Source organism: Rhodoferax sp. GW822-FHT02A01 (assembly GCF_038784515.1).
Lineage (GTDB): Bacteria > Pseudomonadota > Gammaproteobacteria > Burkholderiales > Burkholderiaceae_C > Allorhodoferax.
Genome location: NZ_CP152376.1, coordinates 2,842,127 through 2,860,847, shown reverse-complemented (window position 1 = coordinate 2,860,847; position 18,721 = coordinate 2,842,127). Strand labels below are relative to the sequence as shown.

Genomic DNA, 18,721 nt, shown 5'->3' with positions numbered 1-18,721 from the left:
GGCTCTTGAAAGGCCGCGTAATCAGGCTGCTTCCACCTGCTGCGCCACACGTGCAGCCAGGGCACGCCCACCGCGCTGGGAGCCCAACGTGGCGCGCCGGTCCACGGTATTGGTGTCATTCAGCGCCGCGATCAGGCTTTGCCGCAAGTCGGCACTCCACAGCGACTGGATACCGCCCATGGCCACATAGTTGGCCACACCCGGCGCAAACACCGGATTGGTCTGCGACAGGGCTTGCAGAACCTCTTCACTGATCTTGGTGACGCGGCTCATGGCGGGCAGGCGCATCACGCGAATCTCGGCTTCGGGCAAGGCGTAGCAGGCGTCTGCCATCAGCCCGGAGGTGATGAACCCACCCGACAGGGCCTGGTCATACACCAGCCCGATGACACGGTGGCCCCTGCGGCGGGCCAGGTCCACGCAGCAACCCAGATGCGCCATGTAGCGGTTGATGCACAGCAGCTCGTCGCGGTGGCGCAGCCGTTGGCCTTGGGTGTCCACCAGCAGCAGGATGGCGCGGCCCGGATGGTTCTGCATGGTTTCCAGCACGACCTTGGCCTGAGCCAGAGCGGTATCCACGCCAATGGCGGCATGGTCGGTGGTCCCGACAACCGCGATGCTCTGGTGCTCCGGTCCGACAGCAAGCTGCGCCGTGCCCGTGATCACATCGCCGGTGCGCGTGATGTGGTGATCATCTCCAAACAGGGCGTTCACCAGGTCTTGCCAATTCATAGGGCCTCCGTTGTGTGGGCGTTGGCTCCAGACGCAGCCAATGCCCTGAGCTGTTCCGCCTCCATGTCGGCCACCTGTTCCGGATGGGCCACGCCTAGCCGCTGCCAGATGTCGACAGCGTCTGCGCAATCGCCCACGGTGTTGAGGCGCTGGGTCAACACGCGGTGCTCTTCCAGAAGGCCTTCCAGCGTGAGTGCGCGGCTCTGCCCCAGCAGGGTAATGGCCGCAGCGCGGAACTCTTGCACGTCGTCTTCCACCAGCTGGTCGCAGTCGCCCATCAGGAAGCGGTGCTTGCCGCCCGTGGTGCGCCACACCAGCGCCCGGTCGCGAGAGTCGAACTCTTCCACGCCGTGCGACGACTCGATGACCTCGGGGCCAGACATGGACATGCGGGCCTGGTCACTCATCACCACATGGTCGGCACAGCGTGCGATCAGGCCCATGCCACCAAAGCAGCCGTTGGCGCCACCGATCAGCATGACCACCGGTATGCCAGCGGCGCGCACATCCAGCAAGGCACGCATGACTTCCGACACCGCGATCAGTCCGGCATTGGCCTCATGCAGCCGGACGCCGCCGGACTCGGCCAGCACCAGCACCGCAGCCGGACGCGTCTGCAGCGCGCGCCGAAACAGGCCCACCAGCTTGGCGCCATGCACCTCACCTACGCCGCCGCCCATGAATTCGCCCTCTTGTGCCGCGATCAGCACCGGCTGGCCTTGCAGCATGCCGCTGCCAATCACTACGCCGTCGTCAAACGCATAGGGCACACCCAGCAGCGCCAGGTGCGGACTCACCACCCGCTGGGCCGGGCCCAGGATTTCGGCAAAGGAGCCGGCATCCAGCAGATGGGCAACACGCTGGCGCGCGCTCAGCTCGGCAAAACTCAGGGACGTGCTCATGGTGTGTTGCCTTGTGCAATGGGCAGCGATGCCGCCGCCTGATCGAGCCGCAGGCTGACCACCGCGGGCGTGGCGCCCATGTCGTTGATGGAGACTGCCACACCGCGGAGGTGGTGGCGCGCCTGGAAACTCTGCACCACCGCTTCCCAGATGGGCGCAAACCCATGCGCCGAGGTGTTGATGCAAAACGTGCAATGACCTGGTGCTTTGCCCGGCTCCATCAGCACTTCCAGATTGCCCGACCCGACGACGCCCACCAATATGGCGTCGAACGTCGAAGGACTGCGGTCGCCCTGCAATGCGTATTCCAGCTTTTCCATGATGTGTTCTGCCTACCAGTTGCGAAAGCGCTTGGGCGGGCTGTACAAGCCGCCGGATGCGCGCACCAGATCTCGCATGCTGCGCGCGGCCAGCAGGCTGCGGCTGGCATCGCGCTTGTCAATGCCAAGGTCCTCGGCACGGCGAATCACGCCACGGTCGCGCAGGTTCTCCACCATGCGCACGTCGCGCCCCAGCCCCACCGGCGTGAAGCCGGCCACGCCACGTATGGCTTGCTCGCGCTCTTCGTCGCTGCGGCACAGCAGCAGGTTGGCAATGCCTTCTTCGGTCAGGATGTGGGTGACGTCGTCGCCATAGATCATGACCGGTGGTATCTCCATGTGGGCCTGCTCGGCGAGCTTCCAGGCGTCCAGCGTCTCCACAAACGCGGGCTGCATGTGTTCGCGGAAGGTCTCCACCATCTGCACCACCAGCTTCTGCCCCCGTGGCATGGCATGCACGCCACCGCGCCCTTGCCGCGCCTCGGCACCCGCCTTGAGCCAAGCCGGGGATGCGTGGCGGCGTCCGCGTGCGTCGGCACCCATGTTGGGCGCGCCGCCAAAGCCGGCAATGCGTCCGGCCGTGGCGGTGGAGCTGTGGCCGTTCAGGTCGATCTGCAGGGTGGAGCCAATGAACATGTCACAGGCGTAATGGCCGGCGGCCTGGCACATGGCGCGGTTGCTGCGCAGGCTGCCGTCGGCGCCTGTGAAGAAAACGTCAGAGCGTGCGCGCACATAGGCTTCCATGCCCAGCTCGGAGCCAAAGGAGTGGATGGACTCGACCCAGCCCGCCTCGATTGCGGGAATCAGCGCGGGGTGTGGATTGAGCGCCCAATGCTTGCAGATCTTGCCCTTGAGGCCCAGCGATTCGGCATAGGTGGGCAGCAGCAACTCAATGGCGGCGGTGTCGAAGCCGATGCCGTGGTTGAGCCGCTGCACACCGTATTCGGCATACAGGCCCTTGATGGCCATCATGGCCATCAGCACCTGGATCTCGGAGATCTGCGCCGGATCACGGGTGAAGAGCGGCTCGATCACATTCGGATTGGGTGCCAGGATGACAAAGTCCACCCAGTCGCCCGGAATGTCCACACGCGGCAGCGTGTCCAGCATCTCGTTGACCTGGGCGATGACGATGCCGCCCTTGAAAGCGGTGGCCTCGACGATGGCCGGCGTGTCTTCGGTATTCGGACCGGTAAACAGATTGCCATGGGCATCTGCCGCCTGCGCACACACCAGCGAGACGCGCGGGGTCAGGTCCACGAAGTAGCGGCTGAAGAGCTCCAGGTAGGTGTGGATGGCACCGATCTGTATCTGCCCGGCCGACACCATCTTGGCCAGGCGCCCGGCCTGCGGCCCAGAGAAGGAAAAGTCCAGCCGGGATGCGATGCCGTTGTCGAACACATCCAGATGTTCGGGCAAGGCTAGCACCGACTGCACCATGTGCAGGTCGTGCACGGCACGCGGGTCCAGCTGGGTCAGCGTGCGCGCCAGAAAGTCCGCCTGCTTCTGGTTGTTGCCTTCCAGGCAGACACGGTCACCCGACTCGATGACGGCACCCAGCAACTGAACCGCCAGGGCCGTATCCACCTGCTTGCCGCGCAGTCCTGTACCCAGCGCTGTGGCCGCACGCGCCAGCCTGGCGGCGCGCCCCTGCGCCTGCCGGTTCCAGATTGCATCGGGTGCGTTCATTTCACTTGGCTCCCATCACCAGGGTCGGCAAGCCGGTGGCGATGCCGGGAAACGCGCACAGCAGGAACACTGCAACAAACATCAGCGCGACAAACGGCATCACACCCCATATGACATCCTTCAAAGGGATGTCCGGCGCCACGTTCTTGATGACAAAGATGTTCAGCCCCACAGGGGGATGGATCAGCCCCATTTCCATCACGATGGTCATCACCACGCCAAACCAGATCAGATCAAACCCAGCTGCCTTGAGCGGCGGCAGGATGATGGGCGCTGTCATCAGGATGATGGACACAGGCGGCAGGAAGAAGCCCAGCACGATGACCATCAGCAACACTACCGCCAGCAACACCCATTTGGAGAGCTGCATGCCCACGATCCACTGCGCGGCACTCTGGCTGATGTGCAGATGGCTCATCACGTAGCTGTAGAGCAGCGACATGCCGATGATGAGCATGAGCATGGTGGACTCCTTGAGCGTGGCGCCCAGGATGGGTGCGAGGTCTTTGGGACGCCACAGCCCGTAGACCACGGCCACCAGACCCAGCGCCAGCAGACCGCCCAGACCGGCGGTTTCCGACGGCGTGGCCAGGCCACCGTAGAGTGCAACCATCACACCCAGCAGCAGGACCAGAAAGGGAAGCACCCGCGGCAGCATCTCTACCTTCTGCGCCATGGTGAAGTGCTCTTCCTCCAGGTAAGCAGACTTGGGGCCGCCTTGCTGGTAGATCACCAAGGCCTGCTTGTACTCCTTGCGGGCACGCACCACGGCATAGCCGGCAAACAGGGCCACCATCAAGAGGCCCGGGCCAATGCCCGCCAGGAACAGGCGGCCCAGCGATTGCTCTGCCGCCACGGCGTACAGAATCATCACGATGGACGGCGGCAGCAGAATGCCCAAGGTGCCACCGGCCGCGATGATGCCGGCGGCAAAGCCGGGTGAATAGCCGCGCCTGCGCATCTCGGGTATGCCAGCCGAGCCAATGGCCGAGCAGGTGGCAGGGCTGGAGCCTGCCATGGCGGCAAACAGCGCACAGGCAAATACATTGGCAATGCCCAGACCGCCGGGCACCTTGTGCAGCCAGGCATGGATGGCCGAGTACAGGTCCTTGCCGGCACGGGAGCGGCCAATGGCCGCTCCCTTCAGGATGAACAGGGGAATGGACAGCAGGGTGATGGACGCCATCTCCTCGTACACGTTCTGCGTCACCGTATCCAATGAGGACGCCGGCATGAAGAAGTACATGAACGCCACCGCCACCGTGCCCAGTGCAAACGCGATGGGCATGCCGGAGAACATGACAACCAGGGTTGCCGCGCCGTAGGACAGGCCAATACCTAACTCGCTCATTTCTTGCCTTTCGCGACTTCGCCACCAGTCAGATGCACCAGGGTCTGCAGAACCAGCTGCAGCGTAAGCAAGCTCATGCCCACGGACATGAAGGAATAGGGAATCCACAAGGGCGGTGCAAAGCTGCTGGAAGTGGTCTGCCCTTCACTCCAGGCTTCGTGGAACAGCGTCCACGACTTCCACGAGAAGAAGGTGCAGAACGCAGCGGACACAAAGTCCACCAGCACGGCGCGAATCCGGTTGACCTGTGGTGGCAGCATGCTGATGACTGCCTCGATGCCCACATGCCCGCGCAGGGACTGCACATGGGCGGTGGTCATGAAGGTGGCGCCTACCAGCATGAACACGGCCACTTCGTCCTGCCAGTCGGTGGCGCTCTTGAGCAAGTAGCGCGTCACCACCGAATAGGTCAGCACACCGGAAGTCAATACCAATGCCAACATGGAGACACGCAACACCAAGGCGTTGACCCCATTGACCAGACGCTGCAACAAGGCAACCGCCGCGTTCCTGGGTTGCAGGGTGCCTGGAGCCAGGGACGGCTCCAGTTCGAAGCCGTGGCTCACAGGGTCTGCTCCGCCAGGGCCAGCAATTTGGCGCAGCCTTCATTCTTGGCCGCGTAGTCCTTCCAAGCGGTCTGGCGCGCAATGGCCTGCCACTTCTTGATAGACGCTGCCGACAGGTCCACCACCTTGGCTCCAGCCTTCTGGTAGACGTTGGCAACTTCGACATCGTCCTTCTTGGCTGCGTCCATGGCGAACTTTTCCATGTCGGCGCCCACGGCCATGATGGCGTCGCGCTGGTCCTTGGGCAGGCCGTCGAAGATCTGCTTGGACATCATCAGGGGTTCGAACATGAACCAGTAGGCGCCGGTGCGCCCGGTGGTGAGGGCCTTGGCGACCTCTTCCAGGCGGAAGGAGATGAACGAGGTGCTGGAAGTCATGGCAGCATCCATCGCGCCGGTCTGCATCGCCGCGTAGATTTCATTGGACGGCAGGCTGACCACGGCCGCGCCGGCTTCCTTCAGGATCATGTCCACCTCGCGCGAGCCGCCACGGACCTTCATGCCCTTGGCGTCTTCCGGATCAACAATGGGCTTGCTGCGCGAAGCTACGCCGCCGGCCTGCCAAATCCAGCTCACCAGCTGGATGCCCTTGGCCTGCAGCAGGCGATCCAGCTCCTGTCCCACGGGCTTGGTCTTCCAGCCGTAGGCCTGCTCGTAGGACACCACCAGGCCAGGCATCAAGCCGATGTTGACTTCGGGAATTTCTCCGCCGGCATAGGACAAGGGAATCAATGCCATGTCGAGCGCGCCCTTGCGCATGGAGGAGAACTGCGCGTTGGTCTTCATCAGGGAAGAGCCGGGGTAGATCTCGAACTTCAATGCGCCCTTGGTGCGCTTTTCCACTTCGGCGGCAAAGGTGCGCACCAGACGGTCGCGGAAGTCACCCTCCTTGAGGGTGCCGCCGGGAAACTGGTGGGAAATCTTGAGCGTGGCGCTCTGGGCCCACGCGCTACTGGCATATGCAAAGGGAAGCGATCCCAGTGTCAGGCCGCCAATGGATTGAAGTAGGTGTCTGCGCTGCATGCTAGCTGTCTCCTCGGGTGTGGGTGATTGGGCTTATGTATACATTAATGTAGTTGTTTGTATTTTTATGAGTTACTAGGAAATACCCTTAGGCATCTTCTGAATCCATAAAACTCAAAAAATGGCAGAATGACACCATGAAAATTTCCGACCAACTGCGTGAAAAGATCGAGGAACAGATCGCCACCGGAGAGCTTCAACCCGGCAGCTCCCTGGACGAGGCGACGCTGGTGGAACAACATGGCGTATCCCGCACCCCCGTGCGGGAGGCACTGATTCAGCTGGCTGCCGAAGGCCTGATCGAGATCCGGCCGCGCCGGGGCGCTGTGGTCACCAGCATAGGCCCGACCCGCCTGATGGAAATGTTTGAAGTCATGGCCGAGCTGGAGGCCATGTGCGGGCGCCTGGCGGCGCGGCGCATGTCAGATGCACAGCGCAAAGCCCTGCTGGAAGCACACCACGCCTGCGAAGAGGCGCGCGACCGGGATGATTCCGACGCCTATTTCTATTGCAACGAGCAGTTCCACTCTGCCATTTATGCGGGGAGTCAGAACCAGTTCCTGATCGAGCAGACTTCGCAGCTACAGCGGCGCCTTCGGCCCTACCGTCGTCTGCAATTGCGTGTGCGCAGCCGCCTGGGTGCGTCCTTCAAGGAGCATTTGAGTGTCGTGGAAGCCATCACTGCCGGAGATGCCGAAGCCTCGGAGAAAGCGCTGCGCAGTCACGTGGTGGTCCAAGGCGAACGCTTTGCCGATCTGTTGGCTTCCCTGAACGCCCTGTCTCAGACCGCCCAAACCGCCTGACTCGTTGCGGGAAAGGCCCCGGCGATTACGGATTGAAGGTCACAGTGTCGGCGATCAGGACACCGTTCACCACATGGGACCCTACCACCTTGACTTTTACCTGGTTAGCCAACTGGGCCTGGGTTCCACCGCTATAAGTCACACTGCCGCTGGCATCAATGGCCTGCCCCTGTACCTTGAAGCTGGCAGCGGAAACAAACTGCACGATAGGGCCGGTGGCGGTATAGCGCGCAGGCCCCGCCACACCCGGAATCTGACGGATCACCACACTGCTGGCCACCAGAATGCCGTTGTGGACTAGACCCGTCACTTCCACCTTCACACCGTTGGCAAGCGTGCTGACGGTTCCCCCGGAAACTGTCGCGCTCGACGCGTCCACAGAATACCCCAGCACTTTGAATGAATTGGGAGCGGCGTAAGCGCCAATCACCCCATCCACGCTGAGTGGTGCGCCTTCCACCAGTGTCAGCGGGTACCAGAGCTTGATGCTGCTGGCAGTCAGTACACCGGCAACGGGGGCCGTGCTTGAACGTACGCGCACCACCATGCCATTGCTGATGGAATTCGCATCGATGGCGCCAGTGAATGCGGCCGAGGCGTAATTGATGGTGAGACTTCCCAGAGTGAACTGCTGATGGGTCTTGTCAAGTTGGCTGATCGCACCGCTCATGACCAAGCCACTGGGCGCGCTGGACAGCTTTTCAATGCGGCTCGCACGCAACGGGTCGCTGCCGGAGACCTGCCCGTACACCTTCACCCAGTCGCCGTTGACCAGGCTCCCCAGTCCAGCAACGCCGTCGTACACGGTTTCTGAATCGGTGGCGATATTCAGCCCCTGCACCTGCATGCTTCCTAAGGAAGTGCTGAGATTGCTTACCTGGCCACGTGCGTCTACCTCCGACTCCACGCTGCTGGCAACGCCGGTTGAAAAATCTGCTGAAACAGTGCCGGTCACCTTGACCGACATGCCCAGCCGAAGTTCAGTGTCGTCTGCCAAGGCAGGAGTGACGCCACTGATGTCGTAGCGGGTGCCGTTGACGTAGATACTGCCAAAGCCCGCCACATAGCCGACACTTCCTCCGGATATTCCGGTTCCGCCCGAGCCCACACCTCCGTCGCCGCCGGACGCCAGATTACCAAGCCCGCCGGCGCCACCTCCGCAGGCAACAAGTACCAAGCCTGCCAGGACGAAAATCGTAGCCAGCCATTTTTTCATTGGGTATCCCTCTGCGGTGCTTGAGCTTCTGACTTAGGGCCCTCATACCAAGTGTAAATGCCGACCTTGATGCGCTGATCTCCTTCGGGGGAACGCGCCACGGCCAGCTTCATCTCCTTGACCATCTCCTGATGCAGGCCGGCCCAGCGCTTACGCGCCAATTGATGGATGCGTTCGCATTCTTTCTGCGAAATGCCATCGGCATACACCGCCTGTTCCAACAGCTTCGGGGGATCTGCCAGCACGTTGTGGACAGCCGCTTGCAGATGGTCTCCCGTATGGTCTGCCAGGAAATTGAGCATGTACTGCAGATCATTGGCGGGAATGAACTGATCGGACTTCAGCTCAACGTACCCACGATCTTCGGTCGCCATGCCCAGGCGCAACAAATCGTCCAGCATGGCGCGGTGGTGCACATTGCCACGACTGCCCTGCGCTGCCAGTTTGTCAAAGGACGGCGTTTCGTCGGAACTGGTCAACGCCAGGCGTCTCATGGAGGGATCCTGCGACACCAGATCCATCCAGGCAGTGAGCACCATGGCGGAGGGAGGCAAAGGCGGTGCCGGAGGCTCGGAGGCCATGGCCTCCAGGCGCGCGGTCACATCCTTGCGGTTGATACCGGTGGCAATCGACAACTGACTGACGTTGGAGCGGCCAATGCCGGAGGTCAACATCAGCTGCGCTTCCTCCAACAAAACTGTACGTACAGCCAGGTCAATCTGCTTGTATTTCATGCCCATGCGCAGTCCCAGCCGCACGAGCGGCTTCAGCACCTTGATGAAGGCGTGTGTGGTCCAACTGATCTGGTCATGCATGAAGTGGGGGATCCGCGAATTGCCTCAGATTATCAACAATTTGAAAATGCGAGCCCTCGCAACCCCGTTGCACAGGCAATATGAAGCATCAAAGGGAGCCATCTCCTACAGCTTTTCCATCCATTCATCGGCCGAATCGGGCGAACCGCCAACGGGTCTTGAAGAACTATGTTCACCGTCTATAAAATGTAACATATTCCCATGCAATCGGAGATCGAGGCAAACAACCGGGAAGCTTCACAAAATAAATGTGCAAAAATCACACGCATCAACTATATTAGGTACCAAATCAAATAGTCGCAGGTAATGCGTGGAGTCCCGATATGAACGATCTCGAAGAAAACGATACAACCGTCACATCGTCAGAAGCGTCTGTCGCCAAGGTCAATCAAGGCCGTCGGCGATTGGGCACTGCTGGAACTGCCGTACTGTTGACGTTGCCAGGCCGCTCTGCGGTGGCGGGCTGGGGTACCTGTACCGGTTCTGAGCTGGCCTCCGGCAATCTTTCCCGTACCGGTACGGTCAACCCTTGTGGTTGCAGCCCAGGCTTCTGGTGGAACAACAATGGGGTCGGCCTATGGACTTCCTCACCTACGCTGTATATCAACTATCCCAGGACCGCCAAATTCAACGACGTGTTCGGCGTGAATTTCTATAACGATCCTAATGTGAAGCTGCAGGATGTTGGCCCCGCGTCCAAGAATCCCAACAAGTTTGGCGCCGCTGACAACACCGGGATGCAAGCGGTTGCCGCGCTGCTCAATGCACAGTTTTACGGTGCGCGCTACCCTGTGTTGGGCATGCAGACGGCCTCGGCGGTCATTTCCGCATTCCAGGCAGCCTGTGTGGACAAGAACTCACTGGCAGCGTTTGTAAACAGGGTCGACATCTACGGAAGAACCGCAGACCTCTGGTGCAATGGCAGCCCTGAGAACTAGATTTGATTGATTCGCTCTCGACGCCCGTCTGTGCATTGAAGCTATGTCCCGGAGTGCTTTGGAGAGGCTACTCCGACGGCGTAGCCGTCTTCGTGCCACAAACCAGTGAAAGCCATATTCTTCCCCCCGTGTTTCAGGGGTTGCTGTATGCGCCCCAACGCGTTCAAATCGTTGAACAGGACGACATCATCGAGAATCTGCCAGACCATTTCGATGGCCAGCCGGGGACTCGAGTCTCGCGCTCATTTGTCGAGGAATTGGTAGAGCTCAAAATCTTTGACAGGTTGAATTGAGAGTTTCGGATTTCACACCTGACGGATTGCAACGGGTGCTTTCCGAGACGGGCCTGCTGATTCCCTGCGGCCCGTTCTGCGTCCGTATCCGCTCCAGACTGCCTGGATTGGCCAAGGAGCTGCGGTTGCTCTACCGGGACTTCCCCGTCCTTGGCGAAGACACGTTCGTTGACTTTGAAGTGCAGCTTCGAAGCCCCAATCTGTTGCGAAAGTTCTTCAGACCGCAGATCAGTCTGGATTGCGACGGTAGGATCCCCTTCAAGCCTCTGCCGCTGACGCAAGCCTTCCCGATGCTCGAGTGGGGATTGAACTGGGTGATCTCTTCCCACGCGCACGATCATCTGGCCATTCACGGTGCAGTGGTAGAACGCAATGGTCAATGCCTCATCCTCGCCGCCGATCCGGGATCAGGCAAAAGTACCTTGTGTGCCGCACTGGTTCACGACGGCTGGAGACTTCTATCCGACGAACTGACACTGGTACGCCTGGAGGATGGTCTGGTTCAACCCATTGTGCGACCCATCAGCCTCAAGAACCAGTCCATTGGTGTCGTCCGAGCGCTGGGGAACGAGATTGTGCTGGGCAAGGTTTGCCACGATACGGCAAAGGGCTCCATCGCCCACGTGCGGCCGCCACTGCAGAGCGTTCTATCCATGGAGCAACGGGCTCTTCCGACATTGTTGGTATTCCCCCGCTATCGCAATGGTGCTTCATTGCATAGCGTGCCAGAAGGCAAGGCCCAGGCGCTGCTCGAGATGACGCGACACACCTTCAATTTCCCGGTGCTGGCGGGTGCAGGATTCGAAGCCCTTGGTCGCCTGATTGACCAGGTGAGGGCCTATCGCATCGAATATTCGTCTTTCGATCAGGTAATTCCTGAAATTGACCGCCTCTGGCTAAATTCACCATGAAGCCACGGGCCACAACGCATCTGCTGGTCGACACTTTGCGAGTCCCCGAAATCGCCTTTTCGTATGGCGTCCGGGAATGGGAGGCGCTCGTCTGGCAAAGTCGATCTGCTGAGCTCATGGCGCAGCTCTATGTGGCGCTGGACAAAGCGGATGTACTGGCTGCGGCGCCTGCAGCGGCGCGACGCCATCTGACCATTGCTAAAACCATTGCAGACAAACACACCGCTGCGATTGAAAGCGAGTTGATTGCACTGCGGGAGGCACTGGAGCCTCTGGGAATGCCCGTTGTCTTGCTCAAGGGTGCTGCCTACTGTGGACTGCAGCACCATGCCTCATTGGGGCGACTCTTCAATGACATCGACATCATGGTTCCCAAGCACGCGTTGGCGGCAGCCGAAGAGCGGCTCCTGTGGGCGGGCTGGCTGCCCTCGCACACCAGCGCTTACGACCAGCGTTATTACAGGAACTGGATGCACGAAATCCCGCCCCTGGAACACAAGCATCGCGCGACAGTGCTGGACGTGCACCACACCATATTGCCCCCCACTTCCGGAATCAAGCCCGACCCCAAAGATCTGTTTGAAGCATCCATACCTCTGTCGGGAAATTTGTCATTCTTCAGGGTATTGGGTCGGGCGGACATGGTCATTCACTCGGCATGCCACTTGTTCTTTGGCGAGTTCCACAAAGGCTTGCGCGATCTTCACGATCTGCACCTGTTGCTTTCTGATTTCGGAGCTGAAGAGCAGTTCTGGCGCGATCTCGTGGCTCGCGCGAACGCATTGAATCTGGCTTTGCCCTTGCTGGATGCGCTCACACAATGCAACCGGCTCTACCACACCCAGGTACCCGCGCGGGTGTTTGCAGATCTGGGGCGCCTGGGTACCAGCCCCTATCCGACCTTCCTGCGCAACTGGCTGTTCGAGCATGCCCTCAGGCCCGTGCACACCAGCGCGTTCGGGTGGACAACCTGGCTTGCACACCGCGCCGTGTTTGTACGCAGCCACTGGTTGCGCATGCCGCTACCTCTTTTGCTGTATCACCTGACGTACAAGGTATTTTTCACAAAATAGTGCATGTGCGCATAAGGTGCAGGAGGATGCATTGGCAGGACCTACGCTTAAAGCGTGGAAATACTGTAATACCAGCAATCCACTAGTAGTTATCTGACTTGTTGGTCCAGTACACCTTGCTGCGCTTTATGGGAAGCTTAGGATTTGCCGATTGTGCATTGACCTGTGAACCTTTACTTCCGTCCTTGGGGGCTACACCAATAACCACGGTCTGTGTCACTGGCGATCCGTTACTCGTAAAAGTGACTCTGCCAAGAACTGGGGAGGGAGGCAATCCACCCCCCAGAAATTCACTCCTAAGTGTGGTTCCACCGCAAATGCCAGCACCGACCCCAAGAGCGCTGGAACCATTGAAAAGATTCAGCTGATATCCATAAGCATGTCCAAGCGAGCTCGTGCACGAAGAACTGCTGGCAGCAGTGGGTTGATTGGTGCTGAATGCAACAGTACCACCAAATATAAGTGCGGAGGTAACGCCTTGTTCTGTTCCAGGATTCGTACTTAATGGCAAGTACCAGTCATATTTGGTAGAGGAGCCAGGAAGCAACGCGGAACTGGTACATGAAGCCGAAGTAGCATCAATAGCCGTCGAAGTCAAATCAAGGTCAATTGCCCCACCACTCCTGGCGCCATCTGATCCGGTTGGATCATCCAGATATACATAAGCGCGATTTGCAACGGGTGTGGTTGCAGGATAGCTTGCCGACAAGGGATGCTCACGATCTCCTGAAACAAGCGCAACATATGCATATTTATTGAAAGGAAGCACAGCAGGCCCGAATAAAAACTTTCTATACCCACCATTTGTATATGCAACCTGTTTGATTGTCCAATTGCAAGCACTAGTGGAACAACTCAGCGGGGTATAGTTTGATGCTGGATTTGCAAAATCTATGCGGTAAATATTTCCACCTGTATCAGACAGGTATCCAGTATCGTAGATACCGTCCTGATTTACATCCACTAAAGCTACATCCCCGACTACGCTACGCATACTAGTACCGGAAGGGCTCATGGATGTCTTCGGTACCGCCAAATTAGCTAGCAGCACACCGGTATCTGCATCAACGATGTATACGCCAGCTCCCTTGGCATTGGAGCAAGAAGGTGTCTTGGACTCGTTATCTTCACATGTGTCGTAACCTCCTCCAAAAACAACGACAGGTTTTGGATTGGCAGGATCGGTCGAATAGCCGGGAAGAATGACGGCTTCCGGAGTGGACCACGTTTGCCCTATCCCGGTAAAACCGTTTGTGCAGTTCAAATCATTTGTGAGATTCGGGCAACCCACTTTCCACTTAAAAACAGGGTTCTTTGGGTCGGAAACATCAAAGGCATAAATCATACGGCCGCCTCGGCGCATGCTTGCAAATATCCACGCCTTGCTGCTTTTGTTATTGCTGTCAAATGTCTGATACAGCCCCACCGTACCATCAAAAAAGAAGTCTTTGGGGGTGGCTCCATTGGTCGCAGACACTCCAGGAGGCAAGGGATAGGGAGTTTGAAGTACTGGAGTGTTATCCATCAGCCTCTGCAATGCCGAAAAAGATTCCGGCGCAACAAATGACCAAAGTTCCTTACCAGCCCCAGTAGGCACCGTAGGGGTGCAAGTTCCTGAATCAGGTGTTGGTGTACAAGTGTAAGCAGGAGCATTTACCGCTTTCAAAGTGCCATCATTTGCTCCATAGTAAACAACTACTCCAGTACCACCTTTACTTACATCACCACCATAATCAACGGGAAGTGGACGCGAGTGCAATACATCGCCATGGATACTCGGTCGATTATTCGATGAACTTGCACTTGGGACTTCTCCAGTAACGTCCAGCCCCTTGATGAAATTGACGATATTGGTATTGGTTGTAGATGACGTACTGCTAAAGGTCTGGGGTGTGAAGTTAACCAGCGAGGAGCCACTCAAGGTATACATATTTCTGGAAGTCTGCCCGCGCAAAACCTCAGCAGCTCCGCCTTTCTCGATAATGGGGCCATCCGGCGAATCTGAATAAAGTGAAGTATTTGCACATCCGCCTTTGGCTTGCGCCGAATCATCTCCGGCTGTCTGCCAGGCCAATCCAGGTGTGGTCGCCTGGGTGATAAACACACGACTCATATCATTAACAGTGTCATACCAATATGAGCTGCCATTTGCCAATGTGGAATCAGTAGTCCAGAAGCTGGTGGCGCACGGGGCGATAAACCCAAGGCTTCCAGAACTCGAAGCATAATTGAAATTTGCATCAACCAGAGTTGTTACACCCGATTTACTGCCTATCTGATACTGCTTCAAATTGCCAAACCATCTAGGGAAGCCCGAGGTATCAGGACGAAACATTCCAATAAAGACTTGGTTTCCGTTTTGTGATCGATTTGTAGCCGAAATCGGCAATGAGGCAGATGCAAAGGAGGAATTTGTTCCCTGAATTTCTGAAAAAATCAAACCCAATGCCGTATTTATTTGCGCAGGATTAACTGCAGTAAAATATTTGCCACCACCATTAATAGCTATGCTGTCATACAAACTACTTTCCGTTGCATTTGGTGCCGCATTGTATACATCGATAGTATAAAAATTTATGGTTTGGGTACCACCACCTATTGGTATACCAGATGTGTGCATAAACCGTGCCCACTCATCCGCGTTATACGTTGCGGTATCAATCGTAGAAACACCAGTAGGTGTTTCTACGCCGGCGATGATATTTCCCAAAACCGGATATACCAGTCCGGAGGGACATATATTGGTTGTCGCCGGATAACTATATGTGCAAACTGTGTTTCCGGTACACGTGGAGGCATAATCACTTGAAGTACTCGTCGGCGCAGAGCTGTAGCATGCTGAAGTGTTTCCTAACCTCGTTGGAGTATTGCTACCGCTGATCGTGCTTGTAGTTACAGTTTTGTTGATGGTTTGCACAACCCCATAGTAATAAGTGGGTGTGGAAGTTGTCACCGTTTTAAGGGGCGAAGCACTGAGAGTAACTACCTCCTTTACTTTGGATCCACTGCAACCCGTATTCGAACCTTGTACTCCGGAGTAGGAGTAGGTATTGCAGTTGTACGTAGTCGTTGTGCTACCTGAAGTTGAATTGGCCGGACAAAATGGCGCAAGTGCAGGATTCAATCCCGCGGCATCTGTAGGAGCCACAAACCCAACACCTCCAATATCTGGCGATCCTGCCGACCACGCCTGGTTTCCATTTGGGTTGTAGCAAGTCGTTGTCGTCGCAGATTGAACGATGGGGGAAACATTGGTTGGCCCGCTGACAGTAATTTGAGGGCTACTTGGGCTGCCCTGACTTCCAAGAGCATATGTGCAGTTGTAACTTGTCGTTGTTATTGTGCTTCCAACTGTTGCTGTCGTGTTCGCAGGGCAACTCAAGCCTCCAGTATCTGTTCCCGTTGTTACAACGGCCGCAGTGGCAGCACTGGAAGTTGTGTAGGAGCTACGAGTAGTGCCATTCACTGTTGTCTGAGTAGTTACTGATGAGGTATTTGAAATTGCAGGTGTGGTTGCATAGACGTCATAGCGAGATTGCCCTGTAGGACAAGCATTCATGGTGGTGGTGCCCGCTGTCCCATATGAACAACTATCGTAACTGGCGGCACATTGTGTTGCATAGTCTGTCGGTGTACCAGTCGGTGCCGATGTGTAACAAGCGCTTGTATTACCCAAAACCGTCGAAATGGTTTTGGTTGCAAGACTAAATCCTGGCAAAGGCAGTTGCTTATTTGGCTGCCCACCCAAAGCATTCAGCGCCGCGTAGTTTGCTGAGGTGTCCTTTGTGGGCCCCCTGGAGTCTGGATTTCCTATAAAAATAACATACACATTTGAACACAAGGTGTTTGTTGACAGCGGCGAACTGAACTGGGTATACGCATTAGATGTGTACCCAGCTGAGTCGGCTAGAGCAGGATTTACAAACGATGGGCCGGCAAATGGAGTTACCCCTGTCAAATAGTTGTAGATATCGTAAAACAAATCTCCATAAGGAATTCCCGAATTCGTTTTGTACCCTGAACTTCCGACATTCGCGGCCAAATCGGCCATTTTTGCAACAAAGGCATTCTTGTTGGTAGCCTGACCATCCCCCACTGGCTTAATGGCAAATGTCACAAATCCACCGTTATCACCACTCTTTAGTGTGTCAAATTGCATTACTCCAACATTGACGTTTCCTTTTAAGCCACTAATTACAGACTGCAGGGCTTGAAACTCCGCCGCTCCTTGAGTCGACGCGTTCGGGAAGTGTTGGTCAGCGCGAGAATAGTTGGATGTATTGTCAACAACAATAAGTACGTTGGGCGCCGCTCCGCTTGTTCCCAGAGCTGTGTATATATCTGTATCCAGTGCATGGCAGACACTTCCCATAAGAGCCAATGCGGCGGATGCAAATAGCTGCCGTAATATTTCTTTATTGAGTATCAATTTACTCCAGAGTCTGTCAGACATTTTTATTCTCCTTCAAATGCTGTCACCCAAACATTACGGTGTTGGGCAGCTTGTTGAACTCTGATCCTGCGAAATAAGTACCCCAACACCTTGGGAAATAGTCACATCGGTACCAGTGGCAGCATCCTGTGCCTCAGCTGTAACATCCCATATGGAGTTGTCACATGTAGAGAGCCCCACGTTGACTCCAGAAACACCACTTGATCCGCTCCCGGGTGGATTCTGAAGACAGCCCGCCCAGGCTGAATCGACGGTATTGTTGGCTTTGATATCACTTAAATAGGCCGCATTTACAGTTGCAGCTGGAATGGGCACTGTTTCCAAACAGATTGGTTTTGCCACAGTCACCTTTATTGGCGAATTGCCACTACCAGTCATATCTACGTTGACGACTGTTGGAGCAGTGGAAGTGGATGCTGCAAATGCGCCGGAATTAATGACAGTTTCTATCGCTGCCTGTGCTGCGTCTTTTGCCTCGTTGGTATGCTGAGCATTGGATACCACAAGCGTTTGACTACTACTCATGTGATAGACCGCAATAGCCAACAGGGACATGATTATCAACATGATCAGGCCGACAACGAGTGTGATGCCAGTCTGTTTTTGTGGGGATGCGGAATGCTCTTTCATTCGAACCTCTGTGCCACATTGGTCAATCGGACAAATGTGTTGTAGACGTGACGTTTGAAGTTGTCGTTGAACGGGCCAATGCTGGTGGCTCCAAGGTTGTAGTACCTGCTGTCGGTGAAGTCAGTTGTCGATAGCGTATTGCGGGCCAGTACGTGTATCCTCACAGCAGTAACGCTTTTCCAACTCGGTGCGTCAGGTAATGTGGATGAAAATTGATCCGGCGATCCGTTTCCATCCGTATCCTGTCCATATTCAAATTGCAGGGAATCAATCCCTTCTACCAGAGGCGTAACGGTAAATCCCGATGTCGTCAGCTCAGCAACATTCAGCGTAGGTATACCGTCGCCAGCCTTATGATTATTGCTGACATAGTAAATATTTGTTCTGTAAGAACGTACGCTGGCCATAGTTACACAGTCCTTGGCAGCAAAATAGGAGGGTGTGCTTCCTGCAATTCCATTGTTGGTGCTGAATACAGCCGGATTGGAACTGATAATAAATTGACTCGCTGTGAGATTGCTCAACTGATTGGCACAGAGTGGTGTCTGAAAATAGTAGTGGCTTTGTTGTGCCGCCGCGGGACAACCCGCCAAGCCCGGCATACATGCACAGCCTGGAGCGCCGGCTATACAAGAGCTTGCTCGTCGGACTACCAGTACGTCGGTGGGGGGACTGGTTCTAATATCCGTCAGGATTGACGACAATCCGGCCGGCAGTGAAGCGCCGTTGTGGTATCCCTGTACTGCCAGAGGCAAGGCTGAAGTTAAATCGGCGACAGTAGTCAACGATGGGTCTGGAATTGACGCCGGTGTCAAACTGGATGGAGGATTGAACTCTCCGTAATACCCAGCCATGCGCAAATCGTCTGCAAGGACTTGTGTCGCATAGCGCCCATTCTCAATTTGTTGACTGGTCTTCTGGCTTTCTTGCCGCGTTGCGCTTGAACGTGCAATGAGCATACTCATAGTCGCGACAACCAGTAGACCAATGGTTATGGCAATCATGAA

Annotated in this window: 17 protein-coding genes; 5 read left to right on the top strand and 12 right to left on the bottom strand. The window is 56.6% G+C overall.

What is annotated here, in order from left to right; translation table 11 throughout:
- Positions 1–21: 21 nt before the first annotated feature.
- The 7 genes from mdcE to dctP are packed head-to-tail and all read right to left on the bottom strand — an operon-like array spanning position 22 to position 6,582.
- Entirely contained in the window at positions 22–732 is a 711-nt protein-coding gene (gene mdcE / locus AAGF34_RS13450; RefSeq protein WP_342616235.1) for a biotin-independent malonate decarboxylase subunit gamma, read from the bottom strand.
- Complete coding sequence (locus AAGF34_RS13445) at positions 729–1,634, bottom strand: biotin-independent malonate decarboxylase subunit beta (RefSeq protein ID WP_342616234.1); 906 nt, start codon at positions 1,632–1,634, stop codon at positions 729–731. Before AAGF34_RS13445 ends, mdcE begins: the two co-directional genes overlap by 4 nt.
- A complete protein-coding gene (gene mdcC / locus AAGF34_RS13440) occupies positions 1,631–1,954 on the bottom strand; it encodes a malonate decarboxylase acyl carrier protein (protein ID WP_342616233.1) in 324 nt (107 codons plus the stop codon). Before mdcC ends, AAGF34_RS13445 begins: the two co-directional genes overlap by 4 nt.
- A gap of 12 nt (positions 1,955–1,966) precedes the next feature.
- Positions 1,967–3,643, bottom strand: a complete 1,677-nt coding sequence (gene mdcA / locus AAGF34_RS13435; protein WP_342616232.1) for a malonate decarboxylase subunit alpha — start codon at positions 3,641–3,643, stop codon at positions 1,967–1,969.
- A gap of 1 nt (position 3,644) precedes the next feature.
- A complete protein-coding gene (locus AAGF34_RS13430; protein WP_342616231.1) occupies positions 3,645–4,994 on the bottom strand; it encodes a TRAP transporter large permease in 1,350 nt (449 codons plus the stop codon).
- A complete protein-coding gene (locus AAGF34_RS13425) occupies positions 4,991–5,560 on the bottom strand; it encodes a TRAP transporter small permease (RefSeq protein ID WP_342616230.1) in 570 nt (189 codons plus the stop codon). The genes AAGF34_RS13430 and AAGF34_RS13425 overlap by 4 nt, the downstream gene beginning before the upstream one ends.
- Entirely contained in the window at positions 5,557–6,582 is a 1,026-nt protein-coding gene (dctP, locus tag AAGF34_RS13420) for a TRAP transporter substrate-binding protein DctP (RefSeq protein ID WP_342616229.1), read from the bottom strand. Before dctP ends, AAGF34_RS13425 begins: the two co-directional genes overlap by 4 nt.
- Positions 6,583–6,719: 137 nt before the next feature.
- Between dctP and AAGF34_RS13415 the strand changes: the two genes are divergently transcribed.
- Positions 6,720–7,385: a GntR family transcriptional regulator gene (locus AAGF34_RS13415; RefSeq protein WP_342616228.1), complete on the top strand. Its 666-nt coding sequence runs from the start codon at positions 6,720–6,722 to the stop codon at positions 7,383–7,385.
- 25 nt (positions 7,386–7,410) lie between these two features.
- Here AAGF34_RS13415 and AAGF34_RS13410 read toward each other — a convergent pair whose 3' ends face one another.
- Positions 7,411–8,601, bottom strand: coding sequence for a DUF5666 domain-containing protein (locus AAGF34_RS13410; protein WP_342616227.1), 1,191 nt, complete (start codon positions 8,599–8,601; stop codon positions 7,411–7,413).
- Positions 8,598–9,416, bottom strand: a complete 819-nt coding sequence (locus AAGF34_RS13405) for a DUF6502 family protein (protein ID WP_342616226.1) — start codon at positions 9,414–9,416, stop codon at positions 8,598–8,600. Before AAGF34_RS13405 ends, AAGF34_RS13410 begins: the two co-directional genes overlap by 4 nt.
- Positions 9,417–9,739: 323 nt before the next feature.
- Here AAGF34_RS13405 and AAGF34_RS13400 point away from each other — a divergent pair, with 323 nt between their 5' ends.
- From AAGF34_RS13400 to AAGF34_RS13385, 4 genes are read left to right on the top strand one after another with little or no spacing between them, the layout of a single operon-like run.
- Entirely contained in the window at positions 9,740–10,354 is a 615-nt protein-coding gene (locus AAGF34_RS13400) for a hypothetical protein (protein ID WP_342616225.1), read from the top strand.
- A 2-nt stretch (positions 10,355–10,356) separates the two neighbouring features.
- Positions 10,357–10,647, top strand: a complete 291-nt coding sequence (locus AAGF34_RS13395) for a hypothetical protein (RefSeq protein WP_342616224.1) — start codon at positions 10,357–10,359, stop codon at positions 10,645–10,647.
- Between the two features lie 35 nt (positions 10,648–10,682).
- Positions 10,683–11,558 (top strand): HprK-related kinase A, encoded by an 876-nt coding sequence (locus AAGF34_RS13390; RefSeq protein WP_342621090.1) that lies wholly within the window; start codon positions 10,683–10,685, stop codon positions 11,556–11,558.
- Entirely contained in the window at positions 11,555–12,631 is a 1,077-nt protein-coding gene (locus AAGF34_RS13385) for a nucleotidyltransferase family protein (RefSeq protein ID WP_342616223.1), read from the top strand. The genes AAGF34_RS13390 and AAGF34_RS13385 overlap by 4 nt, the downstream gene beginning before the upstream one ends.
- Before the next feature lie 82 nt (positions 12,632–12,713).
- Here the strand turns inward: AAGF34_RS13385 and AAGF34_RS13380 are convergent, their stop codons facing one another.
- The 3 genes from AAGF34_RS13380 to AAGF34_RS13370 are packed head-to-tail and all read right to left on the bottom strand — an operon-like array spanning position 12,714 to position 18,679.
- Positions 12,714–17,084: a PilC/PilY family type IV pilus protein gene (locus AAGF34_RS13380; RefSeq protein ID WP_342616222.1), complete on the bottom strand. Its 4,371-nt coding sequence runs from the start codon at positions 17,082–17,084 to the stop codon at positions 12,714–12,716.
- Between the two features lie 33 nt (positions 17,085–17,117).
- On the bottom strand, positions 17,118–17,714 hold the full coding sequence (locus tag AAGF34_RS13375) for a pilus assembly PilX N-terminal domain-containing protein (protein ID WP_342616221.1): 597 nt from the start codon (positions 17,712–17,714) through the stop codon (positions 17,118–17,120).
- Positions 17,711–18,679, bottom strand: coding sequence for a PilW family protein (locus tag AAGF34_RS13370; RefSeq protein WP_342616220.1), 969 nt, complete (start codon positions 18,677–18,679; stop codon positions 17,711–17,713). The genes AAGF34_RS13375 and AAGF34_RS13370 overlap by 4 nt, the downstream gene beginning before the upstream one ends.
- Positions 18,680–18,721 lie beyond the last annotated feature (42 nt).

What these genes read in the sequence shown, in the direction of transcription:
- AAGF34_RS13370 (WP_342616220.1), bottom strand. Translation starts at nt 18,679, where the DNA reads ATGAGTATGCTCATTGCACGTTCAAGCGCAACGCGGCAAGAAAGCCAG.
- AAGF34_RS13380 (WP_342616222.1), bottom strand. Translation starts at nt 17,084, where the DNA reads ATGTCTGACAGACTCTGGAGTAAATTGATACTCAATAAAGAAATATTA.
- AAGF34_RS13400 (WP_342616225.1), top strand. Translation starts at nt 9,740, where the DNA reads ATGAACGATCTCGAAGAAAACGATACAACCGTCACATCGTCAGAAGCG.
- dctP (WP_342616229.1), bottom strand. Translation starts at nt 6,582, where the DNA reads ATGCAGCGCAGACACCTACTTCAATCCATTGGCGGCCTGACACTGGGA.
- AAGF34_RS13415 (WP_342616228.1), top strand. Translation starts at nt 6,720, where the DNA reads ATGAAAATTTCCGACCAACTGCGTGAAAAGATCGAGGAACAGATCGCC.
- AAGF34_RS13385 (WP_342616223.1), top strand. Translation starts at nt 11,555, where the DNA reads ATGAAGCCACGGGCCACAACGCATCTGCTGGTCGACACTTTGCGAGTC.
- AAGF34_RS13405 (WP_342616226.1), bottom strand. Translation starts at nt 9,416, where the DNA reads ATGCATGACCAGATCAGTTGGACCACACACGCCTTCATCAAGGTGCTG.
- AAGF34_RS13410 (WP_342616227.1), bottom strand. Translation starts at nt 8,601, where the DNA reads ATGAAAAAATGGCTGGCTACGATTTTCGTCCTGGCAGGCTTGGTACTT.
- AAGF34_RS13375 (WP_342616221.1), bottom strand. Translation starts at nt 17,714, where the DNA reads ATGAAAGAGCATTCCGCATCCCCACAAAAACAGACTGGCATCACACTC.
- mdcA (WP_342616232.1), bottom strand. Translation starts at nt 3,643, where the DNA reads ATGAACGCACCCGATGCAATCTGGAACCGGCAGGCGCAGGGGCGCGCC.
- AAGF34_RS13445 (WP_342616234.1), bottom strand. Translation starts at nt 1,634, where the DNA reads ATGAGCACGTCCCTGAGTTTTGCCGAGCTGAGCGCGCGCCAGCGTGTT.
- AAGF34_RS13430 (WP_342616231.1), bottom strand. Translation starts at nt 4,994, where the DNA reads ATGAGCGAGTTAGGTATTGGCCTGTCCTACGGCGCGGCAACCCTGGTT.
- mdcE (WP_342616235.1), bottom strand. Translation starts at nt 732, where the DNA reads ATGAATTGGCAAGACCTGGTGAACGCCCTGTTTGGAGATGATCACCAC.
- mdcC (WP_342616233.1), bottom strand. Translation starts at nt 1,954, where the DNA reads ATGGAAAAGCTGGAATACGCATTGCAGGGCGACCGCAGTCCTTCGACG.